Below are 14,753 nucleotides of genomic sequence, written 5' to 3'. Positions count from 1 at the left end.
AGGAAGACCGACCATGAGTATTAGCGAACAGCTTCAGGTGAGCACCCCCGTGATGGGATTGGACAGCCCGATTGCGGTGGTGACCGGAGGGCGCGGATCGATCGGCCGTGCCGTTGGCGATCTCTTCCTGGGTAGAGGGCTGCGCGTTGCCTCGGCCGATCGCCAGCCCGCGGTCCAGGAGTCCGCATCGTCGGACAACGACCTACAGGTGCATTACGAAGCCGGCGACAAAAATGGCGCGCAAAAGCTGCTGGAGTCACTCCCAGCGGGCGCGACGATTCAGCACCTTGTCCTGGCTGCCGGCATCTATCCGGAAAGTGACTTCGCCGGCATCAGCGAGGATGCCTGGCAGGAGTGCCTCGACATCAACCTCACCGCCGTTTACCGGATGATCCGTGCGGCGTTGCCGCGGCTGACGGCGGATGCCTCCATTGTTTTGGTCAGCTCCATTGCCGGGCTGCGGGGAAGCAAGGGCCATGCCCATTATGCGACGAGCAAAGCAGGACTGCTTGGTCTCATGCGATCCGTCATGTGGGAGCTGGGCGACCAGCGGCGCATCAACACAGTATCTCCAGGCATTATCGAGAACCCCATGACGCAATCACTGCGCGAAGGCGCGGGTGGCACGATCCTCAGCAGCACGCCGCTGGGCCGGTATGGAACTCCGGAAGAAGTGGCCGCGGTCATCGATTTCCTGTGCAGCCCCTCCGCCTCCTTCATCCACGGGGAGAACGTCAGCGTTAATGGTGGCTTCTATGTCAATTGAAAATGTGGAGGGCGTTATGTGCGCCGTAGCCGCGGAGCGCCACTGCGACGACGTTGTGGGCTCGCTGCCGACGTTGACGATTCGTGGTGCGGTGTTGAATTCGTTGGGGGTTGAGGGTCCGTATGCGGGGAGCCGGCCTATAACGGTGGATGAGCTTACGTTGAGTGGTCCGGCGGCGGGTGAGGTGTTGGTGCGGATTGAGGCGGCGGGACTGTGCCATTCGGATTTGTCGGTGGTTAATGGTTCGCGTCCGCGGCCGGTTCCGATGTTGTTGGGTCATGAGGCGGCGGGGATTGTCGAGGGTGTGGGCCTTGGGGTTGATGCTGGGCTTGTTGGCCGTCGGGTGGTGATGACTTTTTTTGCCGCGCTGCGGGCAGTGCGAGGCGTGCCTGACGGAGGGGAAGTTGCCGTGTTCGGCTGGGAGCAGGAGTAATGAGCAGGGGATTTTGCTGGGTGGTTCGTCTCATTTGACCCGTGGCGGTGAGAGGGTGGCGCACCATTTGGGTGTTTCGGGGTTTGCCACGTACGCGGTGGTGGATCATCGGTCGGTGGTGCCGGTGGGTGCGGATGTGCCGCCGACGATTGCGGCCCTGCTGGGTTGTGCGGTTTTGACCGGGGGCGGGGCGCTTCTGAACGCTGGGCGTATCACTTCCGAGTCGAGCGTGGCGATTGTCGGTTTGGGGGGAGTGGGTATGGCTGGTTTGTTGGCTGCTTTGGCTACTGGTTGCCGGAGTGTGATTGCGGTGGATGCGCAGGAGTCCAAGTTGGATCTTGCGCGGCAGTGGGGGGCTACCGCGGCGTACACGCCGGAAGAGGCGTTGGAGCGGTCGGTGGCTGTGGATGTGGTGCTTGAGGCTGCGGGGCATCCCCGCGCTTTTGAGACCGCGTTCCGGCTTTTGGGCCTGGGTGGCACGTTGGTTACCGTGGGTCTGCCGGCTCCGGGGGCTGTGTCTTCGATTGAGCCGTTGCGGCTGACTGCGAAGGCGCAGTCGATCGTGGGAAGTTATCTGGGCTCGGCTGTGCCGCAGCGGGATATTCCTGTTTTTGAACAACTTTGGCGTGAGGGGAAGCTTCCGCTGGAACGGCTGGTCTCGCGGCAGATCAGCCTTGACGAGATCAACGAGGGCATGGACGCTTTGGCGTCGGGCAGCGGGATCCGGCAAGTCATTACTTTTGAATCAACAGAGTCAGAACGGAAATAACTGATGGGCATCCAGAGAACTGATCACGATGTTGTGGTCCTGGGCGCGGGTTTTGGTGGCCTGGGCATGGGCGCGCAGCTCAAGCGGGCGGGCATTGAGAACTTCGCCATTTTTGATAAGGGTCCGGGCCTGGGTGGGGTGTGGCGTGATAACAGTTACCCGGGGGCTGCCTGCGACACTGAGGCGCACCTGTACTGTTACAGCTTTTTTTCCGCACCGGCGGGTCAGCCGGATGTACGCGGACCGTGATGAGCTGATGGGCTATATGGAGCGTTTGGCTGCCCGGTTCGCGCTCGGCCCGCACCTGAACTTTAACGCCGAGGTCACGTCGGCGGTGTGGGATGTGGAGAAGGTGCTGTGGCGTTTGCAGGTCGCTGGTTCGGGCGAACACACGGCACGTGTTTTCATCCCGGCGTGGGGCCAGTTGAACACGCCGCTTGTGCCGGATTTTCCGGGCATTGAGGAGTTCCGGGGGATCGCTTTTCATTCCGCCCGCTGGGACCACGGCGTGGATTTGGCGGGGAAGAAGGTCATCAGCATCGGTTCGGCGGCCAGCGCTGTCCAGTATGTTCCGGAAGTGGCCAAGGTCGCCGGGCGCCTGGAGGTCTTTCAGCGCAGTGCGAACTGGATCATGCCCCCGCAACCAGGTGGTCTTCAGCGCGGAGCAGCTTGATACTTTCGAGGAGCGTCCGGAAACGTTTGAGCAAAGCCGCCGGACCCTGCATGATTTCCGGGAGAGCGGCTTTGAACGCACGCGTCACGATACCGACGCGCAGCGGGCCGGTGTTGATCAGGCGTTGGCCCATCTTGAGGCGCAGGTTCCGGACCCGGAGCTGCGGCGCAAGCTGACCCCTGATTACGAGTTCGGATGCAAGCGTATTCTGCGCAGTGACGATTACTACCCGGCGTTGACTCGTGGGAACGTTGAGCTGGTCACTGAGGGCATCGAGGCTATCGTCCCGGAGGGTGTGCGCACCCGTGACGGGAGGGTCCATGAAGCGGATGTGATTATTTACGGGACGGGGTTCAGCAGCCAGGCGTTCCAGGGTGATTTGCAGGTCATCGGGGCCGCGGGTGGGAACCTGCAGGACCGGTGGGCTGAGGGCGCGGAGGCTTACCTTGGGATGAGCGTGGACGGGTTCCCGAACATGTTCATGATTTACGGTCCGAACACGAACCTGAACCACAACTCGATCATCACCATGTTGGAAATCCAGCAGGCTTACATTCTTGAAGTTCTCGAGCACCTGCTGCCGGTCCCGCAGGCCGCGGTGGAGGTCCGGGGCCAGGTCTTGGCCTCGTACAACACTGCTTTGCAGGACGCGATGGAAGGGTCGGCTTTTTCTTCTGACTGCTCGAGCTGGTACAAGAACGCCGCTGGCAAGGTCATTAACAACTGGTCCGGGACGGTTGAGGAGTACCGCAGCCTGGCCGGGCAGTGGAGGCCGGCCGACTACCTGGTTTCCGGCGCCGCGCTGCCGGTGAGGGAAACGACGGAAGTATGACAGCTGAGCTCTCGACGGCGGCTGTCCCGCTTGATGAAGTCGCGCCAGATGCGGTGGCCCTGATCCGGGCGTTCCGTGACGGGGGAGGGGTCAGTTTCCAGGACGTTCCTCTGGAGCAGGCCCGGGCCGCGTACGAGGCCGGCTGCGCCGCGAACGGGATCCCGGTAGTGTCACTGGAGCGCGTTGAGACCCTGCAGTGCCCGGTCAAGGGCGGTGCTATCGGCCTGCGCCGCTACCATCCCGGGACCGGCAGTGGCGGGGCGCCGCGTCCCGTTGTTGTGTTCCTGCACGGCGGGGGCTGGGTGATCGGTTCACTGGACACGCACGACCGTCTCTGCCGGCGTCTGGCCGCGGTCAGCGGCCTGGATGTGGTGTCCGTTGAGTACCGGCTGGCCCCGGAGCATCCGTTCCCCACCCCGCTCGAGGACAGCCGCGCCGCCCTCGAATTCGTCAGGGACAAAGCGCCGGAGTACGGCTGGGACCGGAACCGTATCGTCGTGGCCGGGGACAGCGCCGGAGGCAACCTCGCCACGGTCCTTGCCACGGACCCCGGTTCTGTCGTGAACGGAACCACCATCATCGGCCAGGTGTTGCTCTACCCGGTGGCAAACCTGCTGGACGAATCGGAGTCGTACGCCCGGATCGCTGAGGGTTTCCCGCTGACTGCGGACTCGATGCGGTGGTTCCGGAGCCTTTACCTGCCCGATGGCCAGACGGCCAGTGACCTGCGCGTCTCGCCCGGGTTGCGCAGCCGCGCCGATTTCGCCCGCAACGGTGTGCCCGCGGCCTTCGTGGTCACGGTCGGGCTGGACCCGTTGGCCGATGAAGGCATCGCCTACGCAGGCCTGCTCGCACACGCCGGAGCCATGGTGGAGCACCATCACCTTCCGCGCCACTCCCACGGCCTGTTCACCTCAGCCGGGCTGATCCCGACCGGGGCAAAACTGTTCGACCGGGCCGCGAACTGGCTGATCGAACTCACCAACCCAACCAAAACCATCAGCTAACCCGGCCCCCCCGCCCGTGCCCGGCGGCCCCTGCCTGCCCTGGCGCCTTACATCACGCCTGGATGTGTCTCGCAACCCAGCACGCCGGATCTGTAAACCCTGCGGCCGGTGCTATCCGGCCCGCAGCTCCTGACCACTTCCCGAGGACATTTTTTCCATGACAGTTACTTCCGTGCTGCCCACTGTTCCCGCAGCCGAACCCATTTCCCCCGAGCGCGAGGCCGCGCTCCTCGCATCGGTGCCTACCGGACTATTGATCGGCGGGAAGTGGGTGGACGCGTCCGACGGCGGCACCTTCGACGTTCACGACCCCGCTACCGGGAAAGTGCTCGCCACCCTCGCCTCGGCCACCAGCGACGACGCCATCAAGGCGTTGGACGCGGCCGACGCCGTCCAGGCGTCCTGGGCGCGCACCGCACCCCGGGTGCGGGCTGAGATCCTGCGCCGCGCCTTCGACCTCGTCACCGAACGGGCCGAGGACTTCGCGCTGCTGATGACCCTGGAAATGGGCAAACCCCTGGCCGAGGCCCGCGGCGAAGTGACCTACGGGGCGGAGTTCCTGCGCTGGTTCTCCGAGGAAACAGTCCGCGACTACGGCCGTTACCTCACCACCCCCGAGGGGAAGAACAAGATCCTGGTCCAGCACAAACCCGTCGGACCGTGCCTGCTGATCACTCCCTGGAACTTCCCCCTGGCGATGGCGACCCGGAAGGTAGCCCCGGCCGTCGCGGCCGGCTGCACCATGGTCCTCAAACCCGCGAAGCTGACACCGTTGACGGCGCAGTACTTTGCGCAGACCATGCTCGACGCCGGCCTCCCGCCGGAGTCCTCAATGTCGTCGCCTCCTCCTCCGCGTCCGGGATCTCCGGGCCCTTGCTGAAGGACTCCCGGCTGCGGAAAGTCTCCTTCACCGGCTCCACTCCCGTCGGGAAGCGGCTCATGGCCGACGCCGCGCAGAACGTCCTGCGGACCTCGATGGAACTGGGCGGGAACGCCCCCTTCATCGTCTTCGAAGACGCCGACCTCGACGCCGCCGTCGAAGGAGCCCTGGCAGCGAAGATGCGGAACATGGGCGAAGCCTGCACCGCCGCCAACCGCTTCCTCGTCCACGAAACCGTAGCCCACGAATTCACCACCAAATTCGCCAAAGCGATGGGCAAACTGTCAACTGGCCGCGGCACCGACCCGTCCACCCAGGTCGGCCCGCTCATCGACGCCGGCGCCCGCGACGACGTCCACGCCCTCGTCACCGCCGCCGTCGACGCCGGAGCCACCGCCGTGACCGGCGGCGCCCTCGTGGACGGCCCCGGGTACTTCTACCAGCCCACCGTCCTGGCCAACGTCCCCAACGACGCAGCGATCCTCGGCCAGGAAATCTTCGGTCCCGTCGCCCCCGTCACGACCTTCACCACCGAACAAGAAGCCATCACACTCGCCAACAGCACCGAGTACGGGCTCGCCTCCTACCTCTACAGCCGCGACTTCAACAAGCTGTTGCGGGTGGCAGAGCAGATCGAATTCGGCATGATCGGATTCAACGCCGGCATCATCTCCAACGCCGCAGCACCCTTCGGCGGCGTCAAACAATCCGGACTCGGCCGCGAAGGCGGAACCGAAGGCATCACCGAATACACCACCACCCAATACATCGGCATCACCGACCCCCACACGAGCTAGGCCGGCCGAAATTTATAACTGGAGAACACTTTAAAGGAGAAACGTGACACGAATTGGAATTGTGGCCGAGTTGGGCCAGGAGACACGGGTGGCTGCGACACCAACCACCGTCAAGCAGTTGCTGGGGTTAGGTTACGACGTTGTGGTTGAGAAAGGAGCGGGAGAGTCCTCGTCGTTCCGCGACGAAGCATATGCCGAGGCCGGGGCGCTGATTGTTGGTGCTGATGAGGCATGGGGCTCCGACGTGGTACTGCGCATCAATCCGCCTACTGAAGAGGAAATCGGCCGCCTGGCTCCTGGTTCCACGCTGATCGGCTCGTTGAGCCCGGGCCTGCGCCCGGAACTGGTGGAGGCTTTGGCTTCGCGTCCGATCACGGCGCTGGCGTTGGATGCGGTTCCGCGGATCTCGCGGGCGCAGTCCATGGACGTGCTGAGTTCGATGGCGAACATCGCCGGGTACCGTGCTGTGGTTGAAGCGGCGCATGAGTTCGGCAGGTTCTTCACTGGGCAGGTGACAGCGGCGGGCAAGGTTCCGCCGGCGAAGGTCCTGGTGGCTGGTGCCGGCGTCGCCGGGTTGGCGGCGATCGGTGCCGCGTCGAGCCTGGGCGCGATTGTCCGGGCTACGGATCCGCGTCCCGAGGTGGCGGATCAGGTGAAGTCGATCGGCGGGACCTACCTCAAGGTTGAGGTGGGGGAGGAGATGAAATCCACTGACGGGTACGCGAAGGCAACGTCCGAGGCGTACAACGCCCGCGCTGCGGAAATGTACACCGAGCAGGCAGCGGATGTGGACATTATCATCACCACAGCCCTGATCCCGGGCCGGCCCGCGCCGAAGCTGCTCACCGCCGATGATGTGGCAAGCATGAAGGCCGGCAGTGTCATTGTGGACATGGCCGCAGGGCAGGGCGGGAACGTCGAAGGCTCCGTTGCCGGGAAACGCGTCGTCACTGATAACGGAGTGGTGATCCTGGGCTACACGGATCTTCCGGCCCGTTTGCCGGCCCAAGCTTCCCAGCTGTACGGGACGAACATGGTGAACCTGCTCAAGCTCCTGACCCCGGGCAAGGACGGCCAGCTCCGGATCGATTTTGATGACGTGGTGCAGCGCTCGGTGACTGTGGTCCGGGAGGGGGAGCTGACGTGGCCGCCGCCCCCGGTCCAGGTCTCTGCCGCGCCGGTGGTGAAGCCGGACGCGTCGGCGGCTGCCGGAAGCTCTGAACGGAAGGAAAAGCAGGGCCTTGGCACCGCTGGCAAGGCCGGGCTCTTTGCCGCGGGTATCGCCGCGCTGTTCCTGGTCAGCGCGGTTGCCCCGGCGCCGCTGCCGCAGCACTTCACGGTATTGATGCTCTCCGTCGTGGTCGGCTTCTACGTGATCGGGAAGGTACACCACGCCCTGCATACCCCGCTGATGTCCGTCACGAACGCGATCTCCGGGATCATCGTTGTCGGCGCCCTGCTGCAGGTCACCTCGGAAAACCCGGTGATGCAGGTTCTCGCCGCCGTCGCGGTGCTGCTGGCCAGCATCAATATCTTTGGCGGTTTCGCCGTCACCCGCCGCATGCTCGCAATGTTTTCCCGCGGAGACGGGGCCCGTAAATGAGCGCCGTCACCGAAGCAGCAGCAACACTTACGAGGAGCCTTACCGTGTCCGACACTGTCTCCGGTCCGCTGACCGCCGACACCATTGCCGGAGCTGCGTACATCGTCGCGGCCCTGCTGTTCATCCTGAGCCTTGCCGGGCTGAGCAAACACGAAAATGCCCGGGCCGGGGTGGTCTACGGCATCACAGGCATGGTTATCGCCCTCGCTGCGACCGTCTGGCTGACCGTCCAGGGTGCCTGGGGTTCCGGGCATGGCATCACCGGTCTGGTCCTTCTCCTGGCCGCCGTTGTCGTCGGCGGTGCGATCGGTCTCTGGCGGGCCCGGGTGGTGGAAATGACCGGCATGCCCGAACTTATCGCGCTGCTGCACAGCTTCGTCGGCCTTGCTGCGGTCCTCGTGGGCTGGAACGGGCACCTTGAAGCCCCGGCCCTGTCCGCTGACCTCATGGCCGTCCACCACGCCGAGGTGTTCATTGGCGTGTTCATCGGCGCCGTGACGTTTACCGGCTCCATCGTGGCCTTCCTGAAGCTCTCGGCCCGGATGAAGTCCTCACCGCTGATGCTGCCGGGAAAGAACGCGATCAACCTTGGCGCCCTCGTCGTGTTTGTCGCTTTGACTGTGTGGTACGTCAACGACTCCCAGCTGTGGCTCCTGATCGTCGTGACTGTACTCGCCCTGGGGTTGGGCTGGCACCTGGTGGCCTCCATCGGCGGGGGTGACATGCCCGTCGTCGTCTCCATGCTCAACAGCTACTCCGGCTGGGCAGCAGCCGCCGCGGGCTTCCTGCTGAACAACGACCTGCTCATCATCACCGGCGCCCTGGTCGGGTCCTCGGGTGCGTACCTGTCCTACATCATGTGCAAGGCCATGAACCGCTCGTTCATCTCCGTGATCGCCGGCGGCTTCGGCATCGCAGCACCCGCCAGCAAGGGGGACACGGACCAGGGGGAGCACCGTGAAATCACGGCCGAAGCGACAGCGGAAATGCTGGCCAACGCCTCGTCCGTCGTCATCACACCCGGTTACGGCATGGCAGTGGCGCAGGCCCAGTACCCCGTCGCCGAACTCGCGCACCAGCTCCGCGAGAAGGGCGTGAACGTCCGGTTCGGCATCCATCCCGTCGCCGGGCGCCTCCCGGGTCACATGAACGTACTGCTCGCCGAAGCCAAGGTCCCGTACGACATCGTCATGGAAATGGACGAAATCAACGACGACCTGGGCGACACCTCCGTGGTCCTCGTCATCGGCGCGAACGACACCGTCAACCCCGCGGCGGCCGAAGACCCGGGTAGCCCCATCGCCGGCATGCCTGTCCTCCGCGTCTGGGAAGCCGAAAACGTCGTCGTGTTCAAACGCTCCATGGCCGCCGGCTACGCCGGCGTCCAGAACCCCCTGTTCTACCGCGACAACTCCCAAATGCTCTTCGGTGACGCCAAACAACGCGTCGAAGACATCCTCAAGGCCTTCTAGAGGCGGCTGAGGGGCGGGCGCTGAGAAGTTGCTGCGAACGCACCGCACAAGTGTGGGCGCGGAAGGACGACACGCAATCCTGCAGTAGCGTCAGCGGCCTTGCAGGCTCACCAATAAGCAAGCCCTCTGCGGGATACCGCAGAGGGCTTCGCTGGTGGGCAGGTGGCACTACCTTCATGCCGTAGGCCCCGGCTCGAAACAAGGGTGCCTTGCGACGCCCTGCCGAGGCCCGCGCTCTATAACGGACGATGGTCTGAAGCGACATGCCCCAACTCACATGACCCTGCGGCCGTGGATTATCAGCGCGTGCGGCGTTTTGATCGACGACCCGTAACATGCTCCGGCGAACCACTACTTACTCCAGGTTATATCTACTAACTTCGTCTTGGCGTTACTAAACCCTCTTTCCAATAACTGCCATTTCCCCGTTGACTTTGTGCGCCGGCTCACTGATACTAACTTGTGAGAGCATCAAGAAAGTCTGGAGCACGGGCGGACACAATCCCATGCTGGCTGCCTGAACCAGCGAGGTATGGAAACTCAATGGTGAGGAAGGCCCGACAAGCGCTCAGGTATAAGAATCTCTTTCACCCTGCGCAAGATGGGCTGAAGTTACCGGCAGACCACCCCGTCACTCGTTTTCGCCTGATGGCAAGGACCGGAAAACACGCCTGGTCGGGTTGATTGCCCCCGGAGCCGCTCGTCCCGGGCAGCTCATCCTCGCAAGTGGGGCGGGGACGCACCAACAATTTCATGGCAAAGATTAGGAAAAAACATGAAGAACAATCAACGGCGATTGCTGGCCGTTACCACCTTCGCGGCGGTTGCAGCCTTGGCGCTTACATCGTGCGCGGACCAGGGAGCGGCAGGCGGGGGATCCTCCGCAGATGGCTCGCTTCCCGGGGTGATCAAGCTGGTCGGCGTCCGGGACCAGACCGGCCCGGTTGCCTACTCTGGGATCGGCGCTGCTGAAGGAGCAGCGCTGGCAGCAGAGCAGATTAACCAACAGAAGTTCCTCGGCGAGGGAGTGACGCTTGAAATCACTGAACGCGACGCCGCATTCAATCCCCAGCTGGCTGCAAGTGAAGTGACGGCGGCTCTTGCCGACCCGGCGACAGCCGCCATCCTGGGGCCAATGATTTCCAGTGAAGCGCTGGCGGTCGCCCCGATCGCACAGAACGCGGGCATTCCGATCGTCTTCACCCAGTCCGGTGTCTCGGGGCTCCTGACCGGGAATATGCACTTCCGTGCCTCAGCTCCGACATCCTCTTACTTCCATCTGCTGACCGATCACATCGCTGCCTCGGGCGCCAAAACTGTTAATGTGCTGAATTCCTCTTCAAACCCTACGTTCAATGAGCTCGGCAAAAAGGTACTTCCCGATCTTCTCAAACCAGCTGGCGTGGAAGTCACCCAGTCTTTCGAGTTCGAGGCCAATGTCAGTGATTTCCAAGCGTCCGTAAGCAAGGTGGTTCAGGAAAACCCCGATGCTGTGGTCCTGACGCTGATCGGACCGCAGGTGGCAACTGCGACGGTGCAGCTGCGGAAGTCCGGCTATAAGGGAGCGATTTACACCCTGTCCGCAGTGGTGCCGAACGCCCTCGTTCCTGCCGGTAAAGACGGTGAAGGCGTGATCTATGCCACTACCTTCAGCGTCGCCCAGCCGACCGAAAATGTGAAGGCATTCGTTGAGGCGTTCAAGCAGAAATTCGGTCACGAGCCCAACCTTTTCGCGGCTGAGGCCTACGACCAGGTGTGGTGGATCGGCAGGGCGATCAAGGAATCTGGCTCAGCAACCAGGCAGGGCATCGCTGAGGGACTCACCAAGGTTGGCAACAGGGCTTCCTGGGCGCCCAGGGACAGCTCACCTTTGAGGCGGGGCACGATGTTCGGGTCGAAGGAGTCCTTGTGGAGTGGAACGGCGCCGGGGAATCTCTGGTCGTCGATTAGCTTCGGCGCCGGGTTATCGGCCGTCTACAACTTTGAAGGATGTACGCCATGTTGCTACAGGACCTGTTGAATGCCACGGTTCTAGGTTCGATCTATTTGCTGTTCTCGATGGGAATGGCGTTGACCTGGGGAACCATTGGGATCTTGAATTTTGCCCACGGCGCAGTGTTTATGTTTTCGGCGTTCGTTGCGCACCTGATGCTGAAGTTATTGCCGCTTCCCGGAGCGGTGCTCATCGGGCTCGCGGCGGTGACCGGCGCCTTATTGTCAGTTCTCATTCAAAAACTCGTCTTCGCTCCGATCTCCAAGCGAGCGAAGAACCATCGGGCTGCAGAGATCCAGATCCTGATCGGTGGAATCGGAGTTGCGGCGATTTTGGTCAGTATCGTCGAGATCGCTACCCGGAACAGCGCCTTCAGCTTTGGTGAGGCCGCGTCCTTGGGCCCGGGCACCGTGGAGGTGGCCGGGCTGAGGATCGGGAGCACCGTGGCCACCGTCCTGGCCTTGGCTTTGATCCTGGGCGCTGGGCTCATCTGGTGGATGAAGAAGTCCCGACGCGGCCTGGCCCTGCGGGCGATCGGAGTGAATCCGGAAACCGCCTCGCTCATGGGCGTCAATCAGTCCCGGCTTGCCGTGGGCACCATGGCGGTCGGGGGAGCCCTCGCGGGCCTCGCCGGGGCGATGTTGACCCTGCATCTGGTGGCACTTTCACCCCAATCCGGCGACGGGTTTCTCATCAAGGCTTTTGCCATCATCGTCCTGGGAGGGCTGGGAAGCATGACCGGCGTTGTCTTGGGCAGCTTTGTCCTCGCCTTTTCGGAAACCTTCGTCATCCTCTATGGGTCTGGATCGTGGGCCAGCGCGGTGTCCTTTGGATTGATTTTCTTGTTCCTGCTTGTTCGCCCGCAGGGCATTCTTGGAAAGCTCGAGGTGCGCCGCACATGAGTCAGTGGTTTGCGTCCAATTTCGTTCTGATCCAGGGCACGTTCATCACGTTGCTTACGGTACTCAGCATCCAATTCCCGATGCGGATGGGCGTTTTGTCCTTCGCCGGCGTCGGCAGCTTTGGAATCGGGGGCTACGTCTGCGGCATCGCCATCGCCCGGTTCGGCTGGACCACCTGGCCCGGACTGCTGCTGGGCATTGCGGTCTCGGCCGTCGTCGGATACCTGCTCGGACTGATGGTTCAGCGGCTGACCGGCCTGTATCTTGCCATGGCCACAGTCGCTTTCGTGTTGATTATCGGTGTGCTTGCCGGCAACGGCGGTGAGTTCACCGGCGGGCACACGGGCTTGTATGGGGTCGTGGGCACCCTGAATCTGCTGCATATCGTCCTCATAACGGTTCTCGTTGTGGCCCTCATAGCCTGGTCCGAGTCCGGCGCGATGGGACGCCGGGTCGAGGCGGTAGCTAACGATCCTGAACTTGCTTCTTCAATGGGCATCCACGTGGCACGGTATCGCCGTATGGCGTTCCTGGTCAGCGGCGCCCTGGGCGGCTGCGCCGGCGGCATGCAGGTGCTGGTGGCGACCACTATCCAGCCTGAGGCAGTCGGGTTCCACCTTGTAGTGACAGCGCTGACCATCATCATTATCGGCGGATCGGGTTCGTGGATCGGGGCCCTGATAGGGACAGTAATCTTCGTGTGGCTGCCGCTGCTGCTGGCAGCCGTCGGGGAATGGCGCAACGTGGTCTATGGAGTCATCGTTGTCGTCGCTGCGATTTACCTGCCTGGTGGAATCTACAGCGTGCTCAAGGATCTTTTCCGGAGATATCGGGAAAAACCACAGACGCGTCCGCGGCAGGACGAGGTGAATAAGGTACCCGCGCTGCTGCAGGCGTCGGAACCGGCCGGAACATCGGCTACTACAGGGAGCAAACCCCAATGACGACTTCGAACAGCGGATCACTGGGCGGGCAAACGGTTCTTGAGGCCCGGGACGTGGCCGTCCATTATGGCGGCATCAAGGCAGTAGACGGGCTGAACATCAGTTTGCCCGCGGGAAAAATTGCCGGCATTGTCGGACCGAACGGGTCGGGGAAGAGCACCCTACTCGCAGCGCTGACCCGGTTGGTTCCCTTGACGCGCGGGGAATTGATCCTCGGGGGCCGGCCCTACCACCATAAAGCACCGCATGTGGTTGCCCGTCACGGCGTTAGCCGCACGTTCCAGACAGTCCGGCTGCTCGCGGACCGGACTATCCGCGAAAATATCGCCCTTGCAACTGACGTGCGGCGCGTGGACAAACCGCCCACCAGAAAGCAGCTAGAGGAACAGATCGATGTCGCCATCGAGCGGACGGGGCTGGGCAGCCTCCAAAAGCGCAGGCCGGATGAGGTCTCCTACGGGGTGCAACGCAAAGTTGAAATTGCCCGGGCCATCGCCAACAACCCCACAGTCCTGCTCCTTGACGAGCCCACCGCAGGAATGAACAGGCAAGAGCGCAACCAGATTTCCGAACTAATGGTGAAGCTGCGCCAGGACGGTCTTACCCAACTCCTCATTGAGCACGATGTGCAGATGATGGTCGATACCTGTGACTACCTCTACGCCATGAACTTCGGTGTTCTGATTGCCGAAGGCGAACCGGAGTCGGTCATTAAGGACGCCGCCGTCCAGGAAGCGTATCTCGGAACCCGGGGGAGCAAAAAAGCATGCTTGAAATACAAGGTCTGCACGTCAGCTACGGACACGTCGAAGCTGTCCGAGGCGTCACCCTTACCGCAACCCCGGGCCGAATCACCTTGGTCCTTGGTCCGAACGGGGCAGGCAAAACAACCATCCTGCGGGCCGTCTGCGGCCTGGTACAGCCGAAATCAGGAACCATCAGCCTGGACGGACGCCCGATCACTGGTCTCCGGGCGCATCAAGTCGTCAAGAGAGGCCTCGTCATGGTGCCGGAAGGAAGGCGTATCTTCGCTCCACTCACGGTCGAGGAAAACTTGAAAATCGGTGGCTATACTGCATCAAAGGCAGACGCGGCGGAAACGATGAACTCCGTTTTGACTATGTTTCCGATCCTGGCTAAGCGCAGGAAAGGAGCCGCCGGGCTGCTCTCGGGCGGCGAGCAGCAGATGCTCGCCTTCGGACGTGCCCTGATGTCACAGCCCAAAGTCATGCTAATGGACGAGCCCTCCATGGGCCTCGCGCCAGCAGTAGTGGATCAAATCCTCGAAAGCGCCCGCCACATCGCCGATACGGGCATATCCATCCTCATGGTCGAACAGAACGCCGACGCCGGACTCCAAGTGGCCGACGAGGTCGTAGTGATAGAGCGTGGTGAGACTGCGTTCCAGGGAACAGCGGACCTGGCAACATCCCATGCTTCCGTAGTACGCGCGTTCCTGGGCGAATCAGCCCTCATCAACGACGAAGCCGATATTTGAGTGTTTTGAGAAACCCGCCGGCAGGCGCTTTCTGGGAGTTCTGATCGCGAACAGTGAATCTGGGCTTCGTTGTGCAGCATGGAAAGCGGCCCAGCGCGCACAGGTGAACCGGATCCTAGGTCGGATTGGCCACCTAGCGTAAGCGGCACGGCCTGAGGGCGGTATGTTCACGGGCTCCCGCCCT

The 14,753-nt window shown here is 62.7% G+C and carries 11 protein-coding genes and 3 pseudogenes; all 14 read left to right on the top strand.

Features of this window, described 5'->3' with window-relative positions:
* Positions 1 to 13 precede the first annotated feature (13 nt).
* The 14 genes and pseudogenes from ACPEE0_RS11000 (at position 14) to ACPEE0_RS10935 (ending at position 14,569) form a co-directional block, all read left to right on the top strand.
* Positions 14 to 766 carry an SDR family NAD(P)-dependent oxidoreductase gene (locus tag ACPEE0_RS11000; RefSeq protein ID WP_009359532.1) on the top strand — a complete coding sequence of 251 codons (753 nt, stop codon included), beginning with the start codon at positions 14 to 16 and terminating at the stop codon, positions 764 to 766.
* Between the two features lie 73 nt (positions 767 to 839).
* Positions 840 to 1,968: pseudogene (locus ACPEE0_RS10995) on the top strand (zinc-binding dehydrogenase).
* Positions 1,969 to 1,971: 3 nt separating this feature from the next.
* The gene (locus ACPEE0_RS10990; protein WP_424574501.1) at positions 1,972 to 2,217 is read left to right on the top strand and encodes an NAD(P)-binding protein; all 246 of its coding nucleotides are present in this window, start codon (positions 1,972 to 1,974) and stop codon (positions 2,215 to 2,217) included.
* Positions 2,201 to 2,641, top strand: a complete 441-nt coding sequence (locus ACPEE0_RS10985) for a flavin-containing monooxygenase (protein WP_424574500.1) — start codon at positions 2,201 to 2,203, stop codon at positions 2,639 to 2,641. The genes ACPEE0_RS10990 and ACPEE0_RS10985 overlap by 17 nt, the downstream gene beginning before the upstream one ends.
* On the top strand, positions 2,616 to 3,473 hold the full coding sequence (locus tag ACPEE0_RS10980; RefSeq protein ID WP_424574499.1) for a flavin-containing monooxygenase: 858 nt from the start codon (positions 2,616 to 2,618) through the stop codon (positions 3,471 to 3,473). Before ACPEE0_RS10985 ends, ACPEE0_RS10980 begins: the two co-directional genes overlap by 26 nt.
* Positions 3,470 to 4,480, top strand: coding sequence for an alpha/beta hydrolase fold domain-containing protein (locus ACPEE0_RS10975; protein ID WP_424574498.1), 1,011 nt, complete (start codon positions 3,470 to 3,472; stop codon positions 4,478 to 4,480). Before ACPEE0_RS10980 ends, ACPEE0_RS10975 begins: the two co-directional genes overlap by 4 nt.
* A 157-nt stretch (positions 4,481 to 4,637) precedes the next feature.
* Positions 4,638 to 6,157, top strand: a pseudogene (locus tag ACPEE0_RS10970) (NAD-dependent succinate-semialdehyde dehydrogenase).
* Between the two features lie 43 nt (positions 6,158 to 6,200).
* Positions 6,201 to 7,760, top strand: a complete 1,560-nt coding sequence (locus ACPEE0_RS10965; RefSeq protein WP_354177317.1) for a Re/Si-specific NAD(P)(+) transhydrogenase subunit alpha — start codon at positions 6,201 to 6,203, stop codon at positions 7,758 to 7,760.
* On the top strand, positions 7,757 to 9,232 hold the full coding sequence (gene pntB / locus ACPEE0_RS10960) for a Re/Si-specific NAD(P)(+) transhydrogenase subunit beta (protein ID WP_354177315.1): 1,476 nt from the start codon (positions 7,757 to 7,759) through the stop codon (positions 9,230 to 9,232). The genes ACPEE0_RS10965 and pntB overlap by 4 nt, the downstream gene beginning before the upstream one ends.
* Positions 9,233 to 10,007: 775 nt before the next feature.
* Positions 10,008 to 11,252 carry an ABC transporter substrate-binding protein gene (locus ACPEE0_RS10955; RefSeq protein ID WP_424574497.1) on the top strand — a complete coding sequence of 415 codons (1,245 nt, stop codon included), beginning with the start codon at positions 10,008 to 10,010 and terminating at the stop codon, positions 11,250 to 11,252.
* Complete coding sequence (locus ACPEE0_RS10950) at positions 11,231 to 12,127, top strand: branched-chain amino acid ABC transporter permease (RefSeq protein WP_424574496.1); 897 nt, start codon at positions 11,231 to 11,233, stop codon at positions 12,125 to 12,127. The genes ACPEE0_RS10955 and ACPEE0_RS10950 overlap by 22 nt, the downstream gene beginning before the upstream one ends.
* The gene (locus ACPEE0_RS10945; protein WP_424574495.1) at positions 12,124 to 13,071 is read left to right on the top strand and encodes a branched-chain amino acid ABC transporter permease; all 948 of its coding nucleotides are present in this window, start codon (positions 12,124 to 12,126) and stop codon (positions 13,069 to 13,071) included. The genes ACPEE0_RS10950 and ACPEE0_RS10945 overlap by 4 nt, the downstream gene beginning before the upstream one ends.
* Positions 13,068 to 13,814, top strand: a pseudogene (locus ACPEE0_RS10940) (ABC transporter ATP-binding protein); the annotation flags it as partial. The gene ACPEE0_RS10945 and the pseudogene ACPEE0_RS10940, both read left to right, overlap by 4 nt.
* 23 nt (positions 13,815 to 13,837) lie before the next feature.
* Complete coding sequence (locus ACPEE0_RS10935) at positions 13,838 to 14,569, top strand: ABC transporter ATP-binding protein (RefSeq protein WP_354177310.1); 732 nt, start codon at positions 13,838 to 13,840, stop codon at positions 14,567 to 14,569.
* Positions 14,570 to 14,753 lie beyond the last annotated feature (184 nt).

Source organism: Arthrobacter sp. SD76, assembly GCF_049726125.1.
Classification (GTDB): domain Bacteria; phylum Actinomycetota; class Actinomycetes; order Actinomycetales; family Micrococcaceae; genus Arthrobacter; species Arthrobacter nitrophenolicus.
This window is presented reverse-complemented; position numbering and strand designations above follow the sequence as displayed.